General features: G+C 29.6%; 18 protein-coding genes, 2 tRNA genes and 1 other RNA gene. 5 read left to right on the forward strand and 16 right to left on the reverse strand.

Annotated elements, in window-relative coordinates; genetic code table 11:
* Positions 1-2: 2 nt before the first annotated feature.
* From ftsZ to AMN88_RS03560, 4 genes are all read right to left on the reverse strand, one after another.
* On the reverse strand, positions 3-1,484 hold the full coding sequence (gene ftsZ, locus AMN88_RS03545; RefSeq protein WP_075536450.1) for a cell division protein FtsZ: 1,482 nt from the start codon (positions 1,482-1,484) through the stop codon (positions 3-5).
* Between the two features lie 10 nt (positions 1,485-1,494).
* Positions 1,495-1,953, reverse strand: coding sequence for a division/cell wall cluster transcriptional repressor MraZ (mraZ, locus tag AMN88_RS03550; protein ID WP_075536451.1), 459 nt, complete (start codon positions 1,951-1,953; stop codon positions 1,495-1,497).
* Between the two features lie 178 nt (positions 1,954-2,131).
* Positions 2,132-2,488, reverse strand: an RNA gene (gene rnpB, locus AMN88_RS03555) — RNase P RNA component class A.
* Positions 2,489-2,529: 41 nt separating this feature from the next.
* Entirely contained in the window at positions 2,530-3,267 is a 738-nt protein-coding gene (locus AMN88_RS03560) for an N-acetylmuramoyl-L-alanine amidase (RefSeq protein ID WP_075536452.1), read from the reverse strand.
* Between the two features lie 99 nt (positions 3,268-3,366).
* Here AMN88_RS03560 and AMN88_RS03565 point away from each other — a divergent pair, with 99 nt between their 5' ends.
* Both AMN88_RS03565 and AMN88_RS03570 read left to right on the forward strand, forming a co-directional pair.
* Positions 3,367-4,155 (forward strand): MlaA family lipoprotein, encoded by a 789-nt coding sequence (locus tag AMN88_RS03565; protein ID WP_075536453.1) that lies wholly within the window; start codon positions 3,367-3,369, stop codon positions 4,153-4,155.
* A gap of 14 nt (positions 4,156-4,169) precedes the next feature.
* Complete coding sequence (locus AMN88_RS03570) at positions 4,170-4,760, forward strand: MlaC/ttg2D family ABC transporter substrate-binding protein (protein WP_075536454.1); 591 nt, start codon at positions 4,170-4,172, stop codon at positions 4,758-4,760.
* A 166-nt stretch (positions 4,761-4,926) separates the two neighbouring features.
* Here AMN88_RS03570 and AMN88_RS03575 read toward each other — a convergent pair whose 3' ends face one another.
* The 8 genes from AMN88_RS03575 to AMN88_RS03605 form a co-directional block, all read right to left on the reverse strand.
* Entirely contained in the window at positions 4,927-5,619 is a 693-nt protein-coding gene (locus AMN88_RS03575; RefSeq protein ID WP_075536455.1) for a hypothetical protein, read from the reverse strand.
* Positions 5,619-5,795 (reverse strand): hypothetical protein, encoded by a 177-nt coding sequence (locus AMN88_RS04610; RefSeq protein WP_179850099.1) that lies wholly within the window; start codon positions 5,793-5,795, stop codon positions 5,619-5,621. Before AMN88_RS04610 ends, AMN88_RS03575 begins: the two co-directional genes overlap by 1 nt.
* Positions 5,792-6,643: a hypothetical protein gene (locus AMN88_RS03580; protein ID WP_075536456.1), complete on the reverse strand. Its 852-nt coding sequence runs from the start codon at positions 6,641-6,643 to the stop codon at positions 5,792-5,794. Before AMN88_RS03580 ends, AMN88_RS04610 begins: the two co-directional genes overlap by 4 nt.
* Positions 6,644-6,794: 151 nt before the next feature.
* Positions 6,795-6,871 (reverse strand) — tRNA-Ile (locus AMN88_RS03585).
* 59 nt (positions 6,872-6,930) lie between these two features.
* Positions 6,931-7,005: transfer RNA gene (locus AMN88_RS03590), tRNA-Val, on the reverse strand.
* A gap of 4 nt (positions 7,006-7,009) precedes the next feature.
* Positions 7,010-8,833 carry an RNA polymerase sigma factor RpoD gene (gene rpoD, locus AMN88_RS03595; protein ID WP_075536457.1) on the reverse strand — a complete coding sequence of 608 codons (1,824 nt, stop codon included), beginning with the start codon at positions 8,831-8,833 and terminating at the stop codon, positions 7,010-7,012.
* 67 nt (positions 8,834-8,900) lie between these two features.
* Positions 8,901-10,676 (reverse strand): DNA primase, encoded by a 1,776-nt coding sequence (gene dnaG, locus AMN88_RS03600; protein ID WP_075536458.1) that lies wholly within the window; start codon positions 10,674-10,676, stop codon positions 8,901-8,903.
* Entirely contained in the window at positions 10,676-11,137 is a 462-nt protein-coding gene (locus AMN88_RS03605) for a GatB/YqeY domain-containing protein (protein WP_075536459.1), read from the reverse strand. Before AMN88_RS03605 ends, dnaG begins: the two co-directional genes overlap by 1 nt.
* Before the next feature lie 125 nt (positions 11,138-11,262).
* Here AMN88_RS03605 and carA point away from each other — a divergent pair, with 125 nt between their 5' ends.
* On the forward strand, positions 11,263-12,459 hold the full coding sequence (gene carA, locus AMN88_RS03610; RefSeq protein ID WP_075536460.1) for a glutamine-hydrolyzing carbamoyl-phosphate synthase small subunit: 1,197 nt from the start codon (positions 11,263-11,265) through the stop codon (positions 12,457-12,459).
* Positions 12,437-15,661: a carbamoyl-phosphate synthase large subunit gene (gene carB, locus AMN88_RS03615; protein ID WP_075536461.1), complete on the forward strand. Its 3,225-nt coding sequence runs from the start codon at positions 12,437-12,439 to the stop codon at positions 15,659-15,661. Before carA ends, carB begins: the two co-directional genes overlap by 23 nt.
* Here the strand turns inward: carB and AMN88_RS03620 are convergent.
* Together AMN88_RS03620 and AMN88_RS03625 are read right to left on the reverse strand one after the other, a co-directional pair.
* Positions 15,658-16,323: a hypothetical protein gene (locus AMN88_RS03620; protein ID WP_075536462.1), complete on the reverse strand. Its 666-nt coding sequence runs from the start codon at positions 16,321-16,323 to the stop codon at positions 15,658-15,660. The two genes, carB and AMN88_RS03620, sit on opposite strands and share 4 nt — an antisense overlap.
* Entirely contained in the window at positions 16,323-17,267 is a 945-nt protein-coding gene (locus AMN88_RS03625; RefSeq protein WP_075536463.1) for a mitochondrial fission ELM1 family protein, read from the reverse strand. The genes AMN88_RS03620 and AMN88_RS03625 overlap by 1 nt, the downstream gene beginning before the upstream one ends.
* A 21-nt stretch (positions 17,268-17,288) precedes the next feature.
* Between AMN88_RS03625 and trxB the strand changes: the two genes are divergently transcribed.
* Positions 17,289-18,233 carry a thioredoxin-disulfide reductase gene (gene trxB, locus AMN88_RS03630; RefSeq protein WP_075536464.1) on the forward strand — a complete coding sequence of 315 codons (945 nt, stop codon included), beginning with the start codon at positions 17,289-17,291 and terminating at the stop codon, positions 18,231-18,233.
* On the opposite strand, the gene AMN88_RS03635 is transcribed toward trxB, so the two are convergent.
* Positions 18,222-18,875, reverse strand: a complete 654-nt coding sequence (locus AMN88_RS03635) for an NAD(P)H-binding protein (RefSeq protein WP_075536465.1) — start codon at positions 18,873-18,875, stop codon at positions 18,222-18,224. The two genes, trxB and AMN88_RS03635, sit on opposite strands and share 12 nt — an antisense overlap.
* Complete coding sequence (locus tag AMN88_RS03640) at positions 18,875-20,074, reverse strand: pyridoxal phosphate-dependent aminotransferase (RefSeq protein ID WP_075536466.1); 1,200 nt, start codon at positions 20,072-20,074, stop codon at positions 18,875-18,877. Before AMN88_RS03640 ends, AMN88_RS03635 begins: the two co-directional genes overlap by 1 nt.
* Positions 20,075-20,098 lie beyond the last annotated feature (24 nt).

The following is a 20,098-nucleotide window of genomic DNA, read 5'->3' on the forward strand; positions in this document are numbered from 1 at the left end:
CATTAATTTTTTTGTCTTCTTAAGAATGCTGGTATCTCAAGATCATCTTCATCCTCTTCATCTGAATTCAATAAATCTTCAGGGCTTGAATTATTAGATTCTGAACTAAATAAATCTGGTGCATCTGAGTCAACTCCGAATTCTTTTAAATCATTAGAGGTTTCTTCTTCGTTGTTTATATCTTGATGATCTTCATGGTTAGTTTCCATAGCTTCTTGAGCAAAAGATTTCTCCATTTCATTAACTGAACTATCCTGAACTATACTCTCGCTTTCCATGCTAGTATTTTGAACAACTTCTTCACTCATCATCTGATTATGAGAACTTTCGTTTTGTTGCTCTTGTATAATCTCATTTTCAAGCTTTAAAGCATTCGCACCATGTGTAATTGGATTTGATGCTGTTGTATTTGAAAAATTAAATGATTGAGATGATCCCATGTTTGAAAAATCAGAGTAACCTGGATTACGGTTTTGAATTCTATGAACCATATTTACAACAGATTTTGATTCTGGCTGTTGCCCATCTAAAGAGGTAGCAACAATTGAAACTCTCATTTTTCCATCTAGCTCCGTATCAGTGATTGCACCAATAATTAACTCTGCTTCAGGATCAACTTCAGCTCTTACTTTATTTACAGCTTCATCAACTTCAAAAAGTTTAAGATCTTTACCACCAGTAATATTTACCAATAAACCTTTTGCACCTTTTAAAGTATAATCATCTATTAATGGATTGCTGATTGCCATCTCTGCAGCTTTTAGAGCTCTACCTTCTCCTTCAGCTTCTCCAGTCCCCATCATAGCTTTACCCATTGCCGCCATCACAGTTTCAACATCAGCAAAATCTAAGTTGATTAAACCGGGTCTAACCATCAAATCAGTTATACTTTGAACACCATGCATCAAAACATTATTTGAAAGGTTAAAGGATTCTTCAAAAGTAGTCTGTTCATTAGCTATTTTAAATAAGTTTTGGTTAGGTATAACAATTATTGTATCAACGTGTTTTCTTAGCTCTTCCAAACCTTGTTGTGCTCTTCTCATTCTAGAGGGGCCTTCATATAAAAATGGAAGAGTCACAACACCTACAGTTAAGATATTTAATTCTTTAGCAGCTCTTGCGATGACATGAGCAGCACCAGTGCCCGTTCCACCACCCATACCAGCTGCAATAAAAACCATGTTTGCACCTTGAAGTGTGTTTACAATTTCATTTAAAGACTCATCAGCAGCTGCTTGACCGATATCAAGTTTTGCTCCTGCTCCTAAACCTTTTGTTAAATTCAAACCAATTTGAATTCTTGTTTTGGCCTTACTAAGCTTCAAATCTTGAGCATCAGTATTTACTGCAATAAATTCTACACCTTGTAGATTATTTTCTATCATTTCGTTAATTGCATTTCCGCCAGCTCCACCAACTCCTAAAACTAGTAGTCGTGGCTGTAGCTCTTTTATCTCTGGTGCTTTAAAGTTAATTGTCATCTTTTATCCCCTATTGTTTGTTATGTTGAAGCTCCCATTTAAGATTACCACGATTAATATTTGCTTTTTTCCTCGCTGTTATCTTAAATTTTTCAAATGCTGTTGGTTCCCATATTTGAAATGTTTGGCCTTGACCAACAAACAACATGCTATTTTTTATTTTTGCATGTTTTAATAATTTTGATGAAAGTGAAATTCTTCCTTCACTGTCGAATTGTAAATTTATACTTTCTGCTAATATTGATGTTGCAAAGTAATCTCTTTTTTCCTCAAAAGGATTTAAAGAGTCAATTGCTGAAGAAATTTTTTCAATTCTATCTTGAGAGCACGCTTCTATAGAGGAATTATTAAATGATGGATAACAAATAACACCATTGTAACCTAGATTGGATAAATGTGACCTAAAACTAGCAGGCACAGATACTCTCCCTTTTTTGTCTAATTTGTTTTCGTATGTTGATAAAAACATAAAACATAAATCCCTTTATTCCCATAAAATGGGAATTTATGGGATAATATGGGTTTTATAACTGAAGGTCAATACCTATTATTTAGGCGCTATTATTGTTTTAGTGATAATAAAAATAGACACTAGTAGTTAAAAAATGAGAACAAACAAAGAAACCTATTGTGATATTTTGATTTGAAATGCCAGACAAACTATAAGCCGGGTTCTGTCATTTAAACCTATCATTTGTCTAGGCTTAAGATCACTCTTAAGCTCAAGCAACTAACCCTGATGACTAGCCAAGGACGGCTTTTAGTTTTTCAACAATGTCATCTCTACTTAGTCTTGCTCCCAGTGGGGTTTTCCAGCGTTCATTGTTACCAATAGAACCGGTGTGCTCTTACCACACCTTTTCACCCTTGCCATGTTATGGCGGTTTATTTTCTGTGGCACTGTCCCTAGGGTTTCCCCCGCCAGGTATTACCTGGCACTGTGTCCTTGTAGAGCCCGGACTTTCCTCTTTAAACAAACTTAAAGCGATAAGTCATTTATCTGGCATTATCAATTTATTACTAAACTTAAAATTTTCAAGTTTAATTATTTTAGATTTTTAGTGATATTTTTACTTATCAATAAACATTCTTCATCAATTATCCCGTTTACCAAATATTGTCTAAATCTTCTTTGGAAAGCGCTTGTAAGCAATTTGATATTTTTATTTCTGTTTTTATTTAAAACTTTTGAATACCCAATTTTATATAAATTTTTAATAAAATTAATTTTTTCATAATCACCAACTTTTTTTTCTCTTTTTTTAAGGAGTTTTTTTTCATTTAAATGATGCCACAAACCAACTTTTTTTTTTGATAAATATTTCCAAGGAAATTTTTCACCAGGATCTTTTTTTCTAAAAGGTGCAATATCAGAATGTCCTAAAATAAATTTATTTTTAATTTTATATTTCTTAATTAAATATTTTGTTAATTTTAGAATAGAATGAATTTGTTTTTTTGAAAATTTTTTATAATTAAAATTGTGACCAGGATTGCTTATTTCTATACCTATTGAGTGTTTATTAAGTGATTTGTAATTTTGCCATGACGAAATTCCTGCATGCCAACTAACATAAAGTTCAGGCACTAAAGTTATTATCTTTCCATTTTCTCTTATTAAGAAATGACTACTCACCTTTGATTTACTGTTGGTAAGTCGTCTAATTGCAACTTTGTCATTTTTCATTCCAGTGTAGTGAAAAATAATAAATTTAATTTGTTTAAATGTTCTTTTTTTTTTATCAAAATTAGGGGAGTAATTCAGAGTTGTATTTATACTCATTTTGGGTATCAAATTTAGCTACTTTATAGACATTTTATTGTCATTTTTATAAAATAATTCTTAATTTACATTAAAAAAATATATATTATATAAGTATCGATGTTTAGAAAATTGGTCATATTGGGAATTATATTTTTGTTTTCAGCATTAAATGCAAATGCTGGATCTGATGGTGAATTAATTCTAAAAAAAAATCAACCTAGTGAAGTTAAGGACTGTTTTGAAAATTTAAATAGAGCTACTTTTGCTTTTAACCAAACACTAGATGGAATATTATTTCAACCTGTTGCCAGTGCATACAAAGTACTTCCTTCTCCAATTAAGACTGGAGTAAGCAACTCTCTGGAAAATCTATCTACACTTGTAACAATTCCAAATAATATTTTGCAAGGAGAATTAAAAAAAGCTGGAGTTAACTCTGGTAGATTTGTTATTAATACAACAGTTGGTATTTTAGGTTTTATTGATGTGGCTCAACATTTAGGATTTCCTGAATATGAGAAAGAAGATTATGGTCAATCTTTAGCAACAATGGGTGTTGGCCCTGGTTGCTATTTAGTTTTACCGGTTCTAGGACCAAGTACAGTTAGAGATGCTACTGCATCTGTAGCGAGTATTGTTGGTGGAGACGCTTGGTATAATGTTGCGGTTGCAAACGATACACAACATTTCAGTGATTTTGATTATTATGCATCAAGAGTTACAAGCGGCATAGATTTTAGAGCAAAAAACTATGATGCAATAGAAAATTTAGAAAAAAATTCAATAGATTTTTATGCTTCAGTAAAAAGTTTGTATTTACAAGATAGACAACAAAAAATTTCAAATACAAATAAAATCATTGAAACCCAAGATGATAGTGATTGGGAAGAGATAGAAACTCAGTAATTTAAACTAAATTGATGAAATTAAGAAAATTTTTATTAGTTTTATTTCTTTACTCATCGGTTTTTTCAAATTCTTATTCCATAGAACCAGATGTGTTTGTCCAATCTACAGTCAATAGAGCGTCTAATATTTTATCTAAAAATATATCTAAAGAAGATAAAATAAACGAATTAAAAGCAATAGCTAAAGAGACTGTAGACATTACAGGTGTTGGTTTTTATTCACTTGGGTCAGCAAGAAAAAATTTAGATGAGAATCAAAAAATTAAGTACTCTGAATTATTTGAGTCTTACTTTTTAAAAAGTTTTTCAAGTAGACTAGCTGAATACACTAATCCAGAAATTGAAGTACAAGGCAAAGAAGTGCTGAATAAAAACTATACAATTGTAAATAGCTTGCTAATTGGAACTTCTGATAGACCTGAGGTGAAAATTGATTGGAGGATATATACTAAAAATCCAGACAATCCATTAATTAGAGATTTGATAATTGAAGGTTTAAGTTTAGCAAGAACTCAAAAAGAGGAGTTTTCATCAATTTTAAATACAAATGATGGAGACATTAATGCTCTATTTAAAATCTTAAAAGAATTCTCAAACAATTAAATAAATATTTTTGGTGGGCCCGCCAGGACTCGAACCTGGGACCAATACATTATGAGAGTCCTGAAGTAACTTAAATTAGTATTGAAGTTGTTAGCTTATTACTAAACGTTAAATTGATTTACACAATTTGGTATACAATTGATGTGCTAAATTTTTATACAAAACCCTATAATACTTTTTCATAAATATCTCCTAAAGTATTTCCATCATTATTAATTATTGCCTCTTCTCCAAATCTATTAATGATTAGTTCGATAAACTCACACTCGTCAATTAGCTTATCATCAATCTTTACTATTAGATTTCTATAGTCGTTTGGCATATTAAATACATAGTAATATTTATCATTTATTTTTGAATAAATAATTGAATGAGTTTCAAATTCTTTAGCTTTAAATTCTTTAAGTGTTTCTGCGACTTTGACTATATAAAATGATTTAAAATTAGAACTAATAGTTTCTAAAAAAGTACCTTCATTTTTATGACTTTCTAGTGCTTTTTCATATTCTTTATATTCTTTTTTGTACTTATCTTTTATCTCTATGACGTTATTTTCTGAGTGATACTCATAAGGGTGGAAAAACCATTCAAGTTTTTGGAATTTATTTAAATTTTCACCTTCAGGAAATCCATCAATGTCATTGATATTTGGGTCTAAATTTTTTTCATTACTGCAGCTTTCTATTGCACATTTTTCAATATTAAAATTTTCTACATTTGGATCTGCAGACGGATTTAAAAACCACTCGGCAAAGCTCTTTTTTTCTAAAAGATTTACAAATTTTTTAAGATCAAGATTTTTTTTTATATAATCAATATTATATAGTATCGTTTCATCTTTTTTATTAACTATTGTCATTAGTTTAAAACCTTATCAAATATCGTTATTTTTACTCTAAAATGAGATTCTGAAAGATCTTCATAAATAACTTTAAATTTATTATTAGGATCAATATTTTTAAGAACTAAACTTATATATTCATCAACTTTATAAAGGGAATGGTTGTAACTAAAATATCTTTGTAATGTTCTCATTGATATTTATCTATAAAACTTTTAATTTTATTAAAAATAGCACTTAAAAATATGAAAATATAACATAAGGCTGCAATACCTCCAAAAATTATAAATAGATTGCTAAAAAATGAAATTTCTCCTGATGGAAAAAAACTTTTTTCTAAAATAGAAATCAAATACAAAATTAAAGAACAAGTTAAAACAAAAATTAGTATTTTCCATTTTTTTTCAAATTCATTTTCAATGAGTAAAATTTTATCGATATAATTCATTATTATTGAGCCAAAATAAGATAAAATAATAGCTGAAATCACTAAAACAATTACAAGAATTATTAAAGTAACAATTATGTAACCTAATGATATAGAGGTATCTAATAAAGAGGAGCCTATTTCATATAAAGATTGTGTAAAAGTTCTAGTGGCATAATAATCATTTAAAAAATTGTTTAACAAGTAAAGTACAGCAATAAATAATATTAATGCAGGTATTAAAGAAATAATACCAGTAAATTTATCAAAGAATCTCTCTTGTTTTTTTGTTAACTTTAATTTTGTTTTAATATTTAAACTTCCTAAAAATTCATAAAAATTAAAAGTTGAAGAAATAAGAATTAAAATTACCCAAAATCCAGAAATATCAAATTTCATTGCTAAATAGTAAGCTAAATAACAAAGACTTAAACTTATGTGTAAACCAGAAAATTTTATATAATTTTTATTTTTTTCTTCAATACCAGTTAGAATACCAAAAATTATAAAGAGAAAAATTAAAGTTAACCAACCACAACTTGAATTTAAAATTCCAATTGAAATACATTTATTGAAAGATTGAATAAACCACCCTAAAATTGGAATATTTTCCATTATAGAAAATATATCACTGGTTATATATGGAGACTAGTACATTCCAATAAGCTTTTGTTATACAATTTCGTATACAATGAAGAGCTACTTTTGATCTTTTTTAAGAAAAGTTTGAAGAATAAAAATTTTTAAACGTTGATTTTGCTAGATTTGGTGGGCCCGCCAGGACTCGAACCTGGGACCAATACATTATGAGTGTACTGCTCTAACCAACTGAGCTACAGGCCCTGAATACATGATTAGTTATATCATTTTTTTAGAGTTATCAATTAAAGATAATCAAATAATGGTGGGCCGTGTTGGTTACGCTCCAACTACCCCTGCAATGTCAATGCAGTACTCTACTATTGAGCTAACGGCCCTAAATTAACTTTCCAAAAAACTTTTTAATTGTTTCGATCTACTTGGATGTTTTAGTTTTCTAAGAGCTTTAGCTTCTATCTGTCTAATTCTTTCTCTAGTAACAGAAAATTGTAGACCGACTTCTTCCAACGTGTGATCTGTATTCATTCCAACACCAAATCTCATTCTAAGAACTCTTTCCTCTCTTGGAGTAAGTGTTGATAGAATTTTAGTTGTTGCTTCACCTAAATTTGATTTTATAGCCTGCTCCAATGGAGCTAAAGCTTTGGTATCTTCAATAAAATCTCCGAGACTGCTGTCTTCTTCATCTCCAACTGGTTTTTCAAGTGACACAGGCTCTTTTGAAATTTTTAATACTTTTCTAACTTTATCAAGTGGCATCCTTAGTTTTTTGGCCAATTCTTCTGGCGTCGCCTCTCTACCAAATTCACTTAATATCAGTCTTTGAGTTCTAACAATTTTGTTGATTGTTTCGATCATATGAACAGGTATACGAATTGTTCTTGCTTGATCAGCTATAGATCTCGTGATTGCTTGTCTTATCCACCATGTTGCATAAGTAGAAAATTTATAACCTCTTCTGTATTCAAATTTATCAACTGCTTTCATTAATCCGATGTTTCCTTCTTGAATTAAATCTAAAAACTGAAGACCTCTATTTGTATATTTTTTAGCAATAGAAATAACCAATCTTAAATTAGCTTCAACCATTTCTTTTTTTGCAATTCTTGACTCTTTTTCTCCTTTTTGAATTCTACTTACAAGTTTTTTAAAATCTGTTACTGAAATTCCAAGTTTGTGACTAATTTCAATTAATCTTTCTCTAATATTTTTAAATTCTTCTTTATTCTTAGTAAAAAATTGTTTCCAAACAGAGTTTGTGTCTAAAAATTTTTTTAAATTAGGATTAATTTCATTACCAATGTAAAATTTAATAAATTCATTTCTAGGTATTTGGTGATCCATTGCTAGTCTTAGAAGATTGCCCTCTAAAGAAATAATTTTTTTATTTTCTACATAATGTTTTTGCACAAGTTCTTCTAAAACAGATGGGGATAGTTGAAGAGATTTAATATTTTCTAGTATATCATTAACAATTTTTTCATACCCCTTTTCTTTTGCAGGTGAAAAATTTTGGGATGCTAAAATACAATCCAATTTTTCTTTTTGATACTTTATTAGCTTGGTATATTCTTTTGTTAATGTATTAACCGTTTTTAAAACTTTTGGTTTAATTTCAGTTTCCATTGCTGCAAGCGTTGGGTTAAAATCATCTTCTTCGTCAGAAGAACTGTCATCTTTTTCTGTATCACCAGAATTTTTTTGTTTTGCACTTGGCCCAGTTGACTCATCTTCCATATAATTTGTATCAATATCTATAATCTCTCTAACTAAAATTTCATCTTTTTGCAGTTGTTCATTCCATTCGAAAAACTGCTGAGCAGTAATTGGACTCTGAGAAAGTGCAATTAACATTACATCTTTACCTGCTTCTATTCTTTTAGCGATTGCAATTTCACCTTCTCTGGACAAAAGCTCAACCCCACCCATTTCACGTAAATACATTCTTATAGGGTCATCACTTTTTTCAATTGTCTTACCTTCTTCTTTATTTGAATTTTCTTTTTTTCTTAGAACTTTAAAATCAGATTTTTTTTCAACTAATGTAATATTTTCATCTAAAATATGAATAAAAGCTTGAGATAGATTTTCATCAGATAAATTTCTTTTACCAAGAGATTTACTTAACTCTTCATAGGTAATAAAACCTCTATGGGTTCCTCGACCCATAAGTCTAGCAAATGATTTTGTAATAATTCTTTCCACGATAATTTGAGTTTAGAGGTCTTATATAATGTCAATTATATAAAAATCTATTAATAATTTTGTCAGTTTAATTGATATTCTGCTTTTTTTTGAGCTCTTTTAACTCATTAAATGTGGACTCGCTCATATCCACAGAAAACTTCGATTCTAATTCCTGAATTCTGAACTCAAGATCGTAATTCATCAAATCTCTAGAGATGTCCTCTAATAATTCGATTATTTTTTGATCATCATCAGATTGATTTTTTAGGATATGTTTGATTGGAGCAAATTTGTTTATTTTTTCTATTAATTGAACATCTAGGTCAAGATCTTGAGTTGTTATTTGTGATCCAGATTTCAATTTTTCAATAATCATTTCAAATATTTTTTTATTAAACTCAGTAAATAATTTAATATTTTCAATTAAATGAATATTTGATTGCAACAAATCCAAGTTATTTATTAATAAATATAATAAAGAAAATTCTTTTAATTCTACTCTAGACAGAGACTGGCTTTCTTTAAAATATTTTTTTGTACTTTCTAAAGATTTTGTATTTTTTTTATAAAATCTTTTATTATTTTGGTTAGAGTGAGGAGTTAACTCAGCAATTTTTTCTAAAAAGTATTCTAAAACATATTTTTTTATAAAATCATCTTTAATTGTATTTGCTATTCCTCTAAGTTTTTTTTCAAAAATAGCCATTGATGAAGGATTATTGTTAGTTTGTTTTTTATAATGACTGAAAATAAATTGATGAATTGATAATTTGCTATGCTTTGTAAAATCTACAAAATTAGCCTTACCATTTTTATTTACGTAGCTATCTGGGTCTTCTTTATCTGGCAGAAATAAAAAAAAAATTTGTTTTTCTGGTTTTAGTTCTTTGATTGAATTTTCAGCAGCCCTAACAGCAGCTTTATATCCACTTTCGTCACCATCAAAACATATTATTATATCATCAAAAAATTGATTCAAAGTTAAAATCTGTTTGTCAGTTAAAGAAGTTCCGAGATTTGCCACAACATTATCAATTCCATTTTTGCTAAGGCCCACAACATCCATGTATCCTTCTACTAAATAAATGTGATCAATTTTATTAGAGAGTTTTCTTGCTAAATCTAAATTATATAAGTTTGATCCTTTTTTAAAAAAATTTGTTTCAGGTGAATTTATATATTTGGCTAGATAATCTAAATTTTCAATTATTCTTCCACCTAAAGCTATTGGTTGCCCTGAAATATTATTGATGGGAAATATTAATCGACTTCTAAATCTTTCGACATATATTTTTTTTTTCTCATCTAAATAAAATAAACCAGTTTCTACCAAAGTTTTTTCACTATAGTCTTTATTTAATTTTTCGAAAAAATTTGGATTTTTTTCTATGTATCCTATTTTAAATTTTTTTACTTCTTCTTTGCCTAACGATCTATTTTTTAAATAATCTCTAGCGTTTGAATAGTTTTCATTTTTTAAAAGTTCATTATGATAAAATTCAACATAATTACTAAAAATAGATTTATACTCATCCCACTTTTTTTCTCTTTCTTCATCTTGTTTTGAGAACATATAAGGTTGCATCCCTGCTAATTGAGCCAAGTATTTAACTGCTTCTCCAAACTTTAAATTTTGAGTTTTCATCACAAAATCAAAAATATTTCCATGTTCAGAAGTTGCAAAACAATGATAAAATTCTTTTTCATCATTTACTGTAAATGAGGGTGTTTTTTCATTTTTGAAAGGTGATAAACCTACATATTCTTTGCCTCTTTTTTTTAATGAAACACTCTTTGATACTACCGTTGAAACTTTCAACCTATTTTTAATTTCATCAAGATACTCTTTTGGGTATTTCATTATTTGTTCAACAATTCTTTTATCAAGGATCCTGCTTTTGAAAAATCAATTTCATCTGCATGAGTTTTTTTAAGTTCGCCCATAACTTTTCCCATATCTTTTAATGAATTTGCTCCAATTCTCGAAATAACATCTGCACAAATTTTTTTAGTTTCCTCTTCACTAAGCTGCTTTGGTAGGAAACTTGTTAAAATATCATATTCATTTTGCTCAACCTCTAAAAGATCTGTTCTATTATTTTTTTTATAAATATCGATTGATTCGGCTCGTTGCTTAACCATTTTTTTTAAAAGTTTCTTAATGTCCTCGTCATCAGTTTCCTTTTTGTTAGGGCCTGATCTGTTAACAATGTCCAAATCCTTAATAGAAGATAATATTAACCTATAGGTTGATATTTTATTTTTATCTTTAGATTTTAATGCGTTTTTATATTCGTTTTCGATGGTCTGTTTTAATGACATAATTTTTAATCTACTTTAAAGAAAAAATTCTTCAAAAGAAAAATTGTTTTTTTACAATTTTATATTACATCTCTGTTGCGATAATAAAGCAATTATTGTATTAACCTTTAACTCATGAGTTGTAATTGAACAAAAAATCAAAAAAAACTAACTCAAAAATAAAATCTCAAATCAATACAGGCGTTTTAGTTCTCGAAAATAAAAAGGTATTCAAAGGAATTGGAATTGGTTACCAGGGAGAAGCCACAGGCGAAGTTTGCTTTAATACATCATTAACAGGCTATCAAGAAATCATCTCTGACCCATCATATGCAGGTCAAATTATTAACTTTACCTTCCCCCATATTGGAAATGTTGGAACCAATAAAGAAGATCATGAATCTGATAAAATATGGGCAAGAGGAGTTATAATTAATTCTGAAATAACTTCACCCTCAAATTACAGATCATTTATACATTTAGATACTTGGCTAAAGAAAAATAAAATTGTTGGAATTACTGGCTTAGACACCAGAAGTCTAACAAACTTTATAAGGGATAAAGGCGCTCCAAAAGGTACGATTAGTTATTCAAAAAAAGGAAAATTTAATATTAACAAATTGACCAACTCTACAATAAAATGGAGTGGATTAAAAAATCTTGATCTTGCAGAAGTAGTTTCAACTCAGAAAAATTATATTTGGAAAGGTCTTAAAACATGGAAAAAAGAACTTGGATATAAAAAAAATAATAAGAACTCATTTCACGTTGTTGCAATTGATTATGGAATAAAAAAAAATATCTTAAGATATTTCTCTGACTTTAATTGTAAAGTTACTGTCGTTTCTTGTAAAACTAATGCCCAAAAAATTTTAGCTTTAAAACCAAATGGAATATTTTTATCAAATGGTCCTGGTGATCCAGCTGCAACAGGTAAATATGCTATAGAAATTATTAAAGATTTAATTAAAAAAAATTTGCCAATATTTGGTATTTGTTTGGGTCATCAAATTTTAGCATTAGCATTAGGTGGTAAAACAAAGAAAATGAAACTTGGTCATAGAGGGGCAAATCACCCTGTTAAAAATTTAATTCATGATAATGTTGAAATAACGAGTCAAAACCACGGATTTGAAGTAGTTAAAGAAACATTACCAAAAAATATTGAAGTCACACATAAATCTTTATTTGATAATAGTATTGAGGGTATCAAACTAAAAAATAAACCTGTCTTCTCAGTTCAATATCATCCCGAGTCTAATCCGGGACCTCAAGATAGTGTTTATTTGTTTCAAGAATTTATTAACAACATGAAAAAAAATGCCAAAAAGAAAAGATATTAAAAAAATACTAGTTGTGGGAGCTGGTCCAATAATTATAGGACAAGCATGTGAATTTGATTATTCAGGGACACAAGCATGTAAAGCTCTTAAAGATGAGGGTTATAAAGTAGTCTTAATAAATTCAAATCCTGCAACAATTATGACTGATCCAGATGTTGCGGATAAAACTTATATTGAACCAATTACATTAGATGTATTAGAAAAAATTCTAAAGAAAGAAAAACCCGATGCAATTCTTCCAACAATGGGAGGGCAAACTGCGCTTAACCTTGCAATGGAAGCAGAAAAAAAAGGAATTCTAAAAAAATACAAAATTGAGTTGATAGGAGCAAATTCTAAAGCAATTTCTAATGCCGAGGATAGAAAAAAATTTAGAAAAAATATGATAGATATTGGTTTAGATTTACCAAAATCAGAAATTGTAAATAATAATAATCAAGCATCAAAAGTACTAAAAAAAATTGGTTTACCTGCAATTATAAGACCTGCTTTTACACTTGGTGGACTTGGTGGAGGAATAGCTAAAAATAAAAAAGATTATTTTAAGATTGTTAAAAATGGACTGCATGAATCTCCTGTAAGCCAGGTTCTTGTTGAGGAATGTTTGGAAGGTTGGAAAGAATTTGAAATGGAAGTTGTAAGAGATAAGAAAGATAACTGTATCATTATTTGCTCAATTGAAAATCTAGATCCAATGGGTATTCATACGGGTGACTCAGTAACAATTGCACCTGCTCTTACTCTAACAGATAAAGAATACCAGGTAATGAGAAATGCATCTATTGCATGTTTGAGAAAAATTGGAGTTGAAACTGGAGGATCAAATGTTCAGTTTGCTATCAATCCTAAAAATGGTCGAATGGTTGTCATTGAAATGAATCCACGTGTATCAAGATCATCAGCACTTGCATCAAAAGCAACTGGATTTCCAATTGCAAAAGTGGCTGCAAAATTAGCGATTGGTTATACTCTGGATGAATTAAAAAATGAAATAACCAAAGTTACCCCTGCATCATTTGAACCAAGCATAGATTATGTGGTGACTAAAATTCCAAGATTTACATTTGAAAAATTTTCTACTTCTCCCGCAACTTTAGGGACATCAATGAAATCAGTAGGAGAAGCAATGGCTATTGGAAGAAACTTTAAAGAATCTTTACAAAAGGCGCTAGTATCTCTTGAAACTGGTTTTTCGGGTTTAGACAGAATTTTTAATTTAAATAAAAAACAAATTGAAAAGAAGCTTAAAGAAACTATTCCAAATAAGATATTACTAGTTGCTGAAGCAATTAGAAAAAAAATAAACTTAAAGAAAATATATAATTTATCCAAAATTGATCCTTGGTTTTTAGAACAAATTAAAGAAATAGTAGATTACGAAACTCAGATCAAAAACAAGGGACTTCCTAAAAATTTTGTAGAATTTAATAAAATAAAATCAATAGGGTTTTCAGATAAAAAACTTTCTGAATTAACTAAAACTTCTGAAGACGTTGTTAGAAGAAAAAGATCAGCACTTAAAATACTTCCAGTTTATAAAAAAGTAGATACTTGTGCAGCTGAATTCAAATCTTTTACTCCTTACATGTACTCAACCTATCAAAGAAACTTTTCTATAAACTCAGAATGTGAGGCTGATCCATCCAATAAGAAAAAAATAATTATTCTTGGAGGAGGACCAAATAGAATTGGTCAAGGAATTGAGTTTGATTATTGTTGTTGCCAGGCAAGTTTTTCATTAAAAGACGCAGGTTTTGAGACTATAATGGTTAATTGTAATCCTGAAACAGTATCAACGGACTATGATACGAGTGATAGATTATACTTTGAACCTTTAAAAGAAGAATACGTTTTTAACATAATTAAAAAAGAACAAGAAAAAGGAAACCTAATTGGCGTGATAGCTCAGTTTGGTGGCCAAACTCCAATTAAACTTGCTAAATTTTTATATGACAACAAACTTCCAATTTTAGGAACACAATATACTTCTATCGATTTAGCGGAGGATAGAGACCGATTTAGAGATTTATTAAATAAATTAAAACTAAAACAAGCAGAAAGTGGAATTGCAAAAACATTTAATCAAGCAATAAAAATTGCTGATAAAATTGGATTACCATTAATGGTGAGGCCATCTTATGTTTTAGGTGGAAGAGCAATGGAAATTGTTCATGAAAAAAATCAGCTTAAAAAATTTGTTGAAGAGGCGTTTAAAGCTGCAGAAGATAATCCAATTTTGATTGATAAATTTATTGATCATGCAATGGAAGTAGATGTAGATGCTATATCAGATGGAAAACAAGTTCACGTTGCAGGTATTATGCAACATATCGAAGAAGCTGGAATCCATTCAGGAGACTCAGCCTGTAGTTTACCCCCTGTATCAATTAAACCTTATCTTCTTAAAGAAATAGAAAATCAAACTAAAAAACTTGCTATAGCTTTAAATGTAAAAGGTTTCATGAATATACAGTTTGCAATTAAAAAAGATGAAATATATGTGATTGAAGTGAATCCTAGAGCAAGCCGAACAGTACCTTTTGTATCAAAAGCAAAAGGATTGCCCCTAGCTAAAATTGCATCAAGAGTAATGGCTGGTGAAAAGTTATCTAAGTTTAGTTTAAAAGATAAATCTAAAGGTATGTACGCAGTTAAAGAAGCTGTATTTCCATTTAATAAATTTCCCAACAGTGACTTATTGTTAGGGCCTGAGATGAAGTCGACAGGAGAAGTCATGGGATTTGATAAAAATTTTGGAATGGCTTTTGCAAAAAGTCAAATCGCAGCAGCTAACTCATTACCAAAACAAGGATTAGCTTTTATATCTCTCAAAGATAGTCACAAAGATGAAGGAATAGATTTAGCTAAAGAACTTCTTAAACTTAAGTTTACATTATGTGCAACTAGAGGAACTGCAGAATATATTCGAAAGCATGGGATGAAATGTAAAATTATAAATAAAGTAAGCACTGGTTCGCCTCACATAGTAGATGTTTTAGACTCTAAAAAAATTGGATTAGTGATAAATACTGGAGGTGGAAATAGTGAACACAGATTAAGCGATGCAATAGCCTTAAGAAGGGCTACGCTCAAGAATAAAGTTCCTTATTGTACTAATATGTCTACTGCTCAAGCATGTTTAGAGGCGATTAGATCGCTAAAAACAAAAAAATTAGAAGTGACTTCTCTTCAGGACGTTTAAGAATTTACTTTCCAATCAGTTTCAAAAGTAACATAATTTACTTGAATACATCGTCTTTCTTTAACGATTTTTTTCTTCTCCATGCCATGCCATGTGTTTGGTCCGCTGGTAAAAAGATAACCATAATTATGTTTGTAAGGAAGTGTCTTAACCTTCTCTAATTTTTCATTGTAAAAATCAGTTCCTAAATCTTCAGACTCATTTGTTTTATTAACAAATATTAAGCCTGACATAAGTTTTTCTTTTATATCGCAATGAGGTTTTAACCAAAAACCCTCTCGGTCACATATAACCTCAACCCTAACATAGGAATTTGATAAATCTTTATTTATCATTTTAGAAATTGTTTCATATGTTTCTTTAGACTGAAGTTCATTTATAAATTTTACTAAATTTGGAAATTGAGATGAGTTATCTTTATTAATAAAACATCTAAACTTTATTGCTTGTCCGCCTGAAGCTATACCTTTTCTAAATTCTGCGGCTCCACCATCTATTGCTCTTGTTCCATCATAATTAAGATTATGCTTACTGACATCAGGAATATCGGCTTTAACTATTTCATCAATTGCTCCTTCTGACAAAGCATCACTATACTCCCAGTGATTAAAAGGGAAACTATGTTCTTTTGAATTATTTTTAATTGAATTTAAAAATGACATTATGATTGTATTTTTTCTTTAATAATTTTTGCTACTCTATTCGTTTCATCTAATTTTTGATAGTTCCAATTTTCAATTTCTTCACCTAAGTTTCTAGTAATATTTAATTCTCTAAATAAATTTCTAAAATTCTGAAATCTGACGTCTTTCCTTTTTGGTAAAATATTAGCAACATAAATTGGTTTTCCAGTCAAAGCAGCTTCCGATATCATTGAGCTAGAGTCGCATGTTACGACTATATTTTCTGAAATAGCTAAAGCTGAAAGATAAGCTTTTTTATCAACATTCATAATCACAGTGTGATTTTCTCCAAAAAACTCTTTTGCATAATGTATAGTATTTAACGGTGTTCTCATTGAAGGTATGACCACAAGTTGAAAATCATGTTTTTTCAATAATTTGTAGAAAATTGAAAAGATATGCTTCATATTTTTTGTTGAGTAATCGTAATATTTTGTAGGACCACCCATTATCAAACACCAAACTTTTCTATTATCCTGTTTGATATATGAATTTAAATAACTTCTATTTTCTTCAATTTCATTTTCCGTTAAATAGTGAATTGCACCTTTTGTTTTAATTACGTTTTTACCGCTTATCCCATCATGTTCGGGAGCAACAATAAAATCAAAATGATTAAAATCCACCTTTGGATCTTGAATATGAATGTTTAAAACTTTTTTTTTTGAAATACTTTTTAAGTGGATTGAGGGAATCACACTTTTTCTTCCACATGAAATAATTACATCAAAATCAGACTCGTTTATTTTTTTATAAACGTTTTGTGATACTGGTGTTAATTTTGGTGGAATAATTTTCCAAAAATTATTTAGTTCAACCTTATGGTGTGTAAAATCAATTTCTAAGGCTTTTGCTAAACCTTCTACCTGGCTTATCATGCCATGCATTCCTTGAGTTAATAATAAACCTTTTAATTTAGACATTAATCACTATATAGCTTTCATATGAGTCAAAATCCAACTAAACACACAAAAGTGTTAATAATTGGATCTGGTCCTGCCGGATACACAGCTGCAGTTTATGCGGCTCGAGCAATGTTAAATCCAATTTTAGTTTATGGTTCTGAACCTGGTGGTCAATTAACAACAACTACTGATGTTGAAAATTTTCCAGGATTTGCTGAAGTTATTCAAGGTCCGTGGTTGATGGATCAAATGAAAGAGCAAGCAAAAGCAGTTGGAACTGAAATGATTGAAGATCATATTGGATCGGTAAATTTAAAATCTACTCCGTTTGAAGCTATAGGAGATAGTGGGCAAAAATATACTGCTGATAGCATAATTATTTCTACAGGGGCTCAGGCCAGATGGTTAAATCTGAAATCTGAACAAGAATTTAGAGGATTTGGTGTTTCTGCGTGCGCTACGTGTGATGGTTTTTTCTTTAAAGATAAAGAGGTAGCAGTTGTCGGAGGAGGTAATGCAGCTGTTGAAGAAGCGATGTTCCTCACAAAGTTTGCATCCAAAGTTAAATTAATTCATAGAAGAGATAGTTTGAGAGCTGAAAAAATGCTTCAAAAAAAATTAATGGAAAATAAAAAAATAGAAATTATTTGGGACTCTGTTGTTGAAGACGTATTGGGAGATCAAAAGCCTAAAAATGTTAAAGGTATTAAAATTAAAAATTTAAAAACAGATAAAACTGAAGAATTAAAACTAGATGGACTATTTATCGCCATTGGTCACGATCCAGCAACTTCATTATTCAAAGATCAACTTAAGATGGATAATGAGGGCTATTTAATTACTAAACCAGATTCTACTGAAACAAATATTCCTGGAGTTTATGCTGCTGGAGATGTTAAAGACAAAACTTTTAGACAAGCCGTTACAGCTGCAGGAATGGGTTGTATGGCAGCATTAGAGGCTGAAAAATTCCTATCTCACTAATTCAACAATCTCATTTGATTCAAATATACTTTGATTAATATTTTCATTTGCCAACTTTACCATTGCTTTGGCGACTATTTCTGCCTCAATTGGTCTCATTTTTCTTAAAGGCCCAACTAATATTGGAGTTAACAATTTAAATAATATTATACCAAATTTTTCACCTATTCTTTTTTCTTTTCTATTTCCCAATAAAAAAGATGGTCTCATGATCCCAATTTTATCAAAATTTTGATTTTTAATTTCTTGTTCAACTAATCCTTTGAATTTTAAATAATCACCTGAACTTTTTGGATCTGCATAACCAGATGAAACGAAAAAAAACGATTTAATTGAATTTGATTTAGCGATTTGGGCAATTTGTCTAGGAATATTGAGTTCAACTCTTTCATATTCATTTTTATTAGGTGAATTTTTTCTTGTTGTACCAATACAAAAAAAACAGTCTTCACCTTTAATATCATTTCTATACTTTTCTAAATCATTAAAATCTGTTTCAATAATTTCAATTTTTGGATTAATATGTTCTATTTTTGAACGAACAAAAATCTTTATTTTTGAATAATTTGAATTCAGGATAAGTTGATTAACAAGATGCTCACCAACTAAACCTGATGAACCAAACACTAGGGCTGTTTTCATTAATTTAAGGATTTACAAAAAATAGATATTTTATCCATTGCTTTTTTTAAATTTTCCATTGAAGTTGCATATGAAATTCTAAAAAAACCTTCCAAACCAAATGCAGAACCCTGGACTACAGCAATCCCACTATTCTCTAATAATGATTGAACAAAATCAGTATCAGATTTAATTTCATTACCATTAGGATCTTTTTTGCCCATTAAACCTTTGCAACTTGGGAAAACATAAAACGCTCCATCTGGATTGAGGCATTCAATTCCATCTATTGCATTTAAAGCATTAACCACAAAATCTCTTCTTTCCTGAAAAGAGTTTGCTCTTTCCTTAATAAAGTCTTGTGTTCCACTTAGTGCCTCAACTGCAGCAGCTTGGCTAATGGAAGAAGGATTAGTTGTTGATTGTGATTGAATTTTAGCAATAGCTTTAACAATGTCTTTTGGACCAGCTGCATACCCTATTCTCCAGCCTGTCATTGAGTAAGCTTTACTTACACCATTCATTGTAAGAACCCTTTCTTTTAAACTTTCTATTTGCGCAATGGTAAAAAATTTAAACCCTTCGTAGGTGACGTGTTCATAAATATCATCACTTAAAATGTAAATATGCTTATGTTTTTCTAAAACAGTAGCAATTGCTTTTATATCATTTTCGGAATAACATGCTCCAGTTGGGTTTGAAGGAGAATTAAGAATGATCCATTTAGTTTTTGGAGTTATAAATTTTTCAAGATCAATTGGATTTATTTTAAAACCTTGTTTTTCATCACATTCCATTATCACTGGTTTTCCTCCAGCTAATAAAACCATATCGGGATAAGAAACCCAATAAGGAGCAGGAACTATAACTTCATCACCTTCGTTTAATGTGGCCATCATTGCATTATAAATTACATGCTTACCACCAGCACCAACTGTAATTTGATCAGCTGTATAATCTAAATTATTTTCTTTTTTAAATTTTTCTACAATCGCTTTTTTCAATGCTGGAGTACCATCTACTGCAGTGTATTTTGTATCACCATCATTAATAGCTTTTATGGCTGCTTGTTTAATGTTATCTGGAGTATCAAAATCTGGTTCCCCTGCACCTAATCCAATAACATCTTTTCCAGCAGCTTTTAATTCTCTTGCTTTTTGAGTAACAGCAATAGTAGGCGATGGTTTAATCTTCTTTAAACTGTCTGATATTATGCTCATTGAAATATAAATAAATTCTACTAC

This window comes from Candidatus Pelagibacter communis, from assembly GCF_001180165.1.
Taxonomy (GTDB): domain Bacteria; phylum Pseudomonadota; class Alphaproteobacteria; order Pelagibacterales; family Pelagibacteraceae; genus Pelagibacter; species Pelagibacter ubique_P.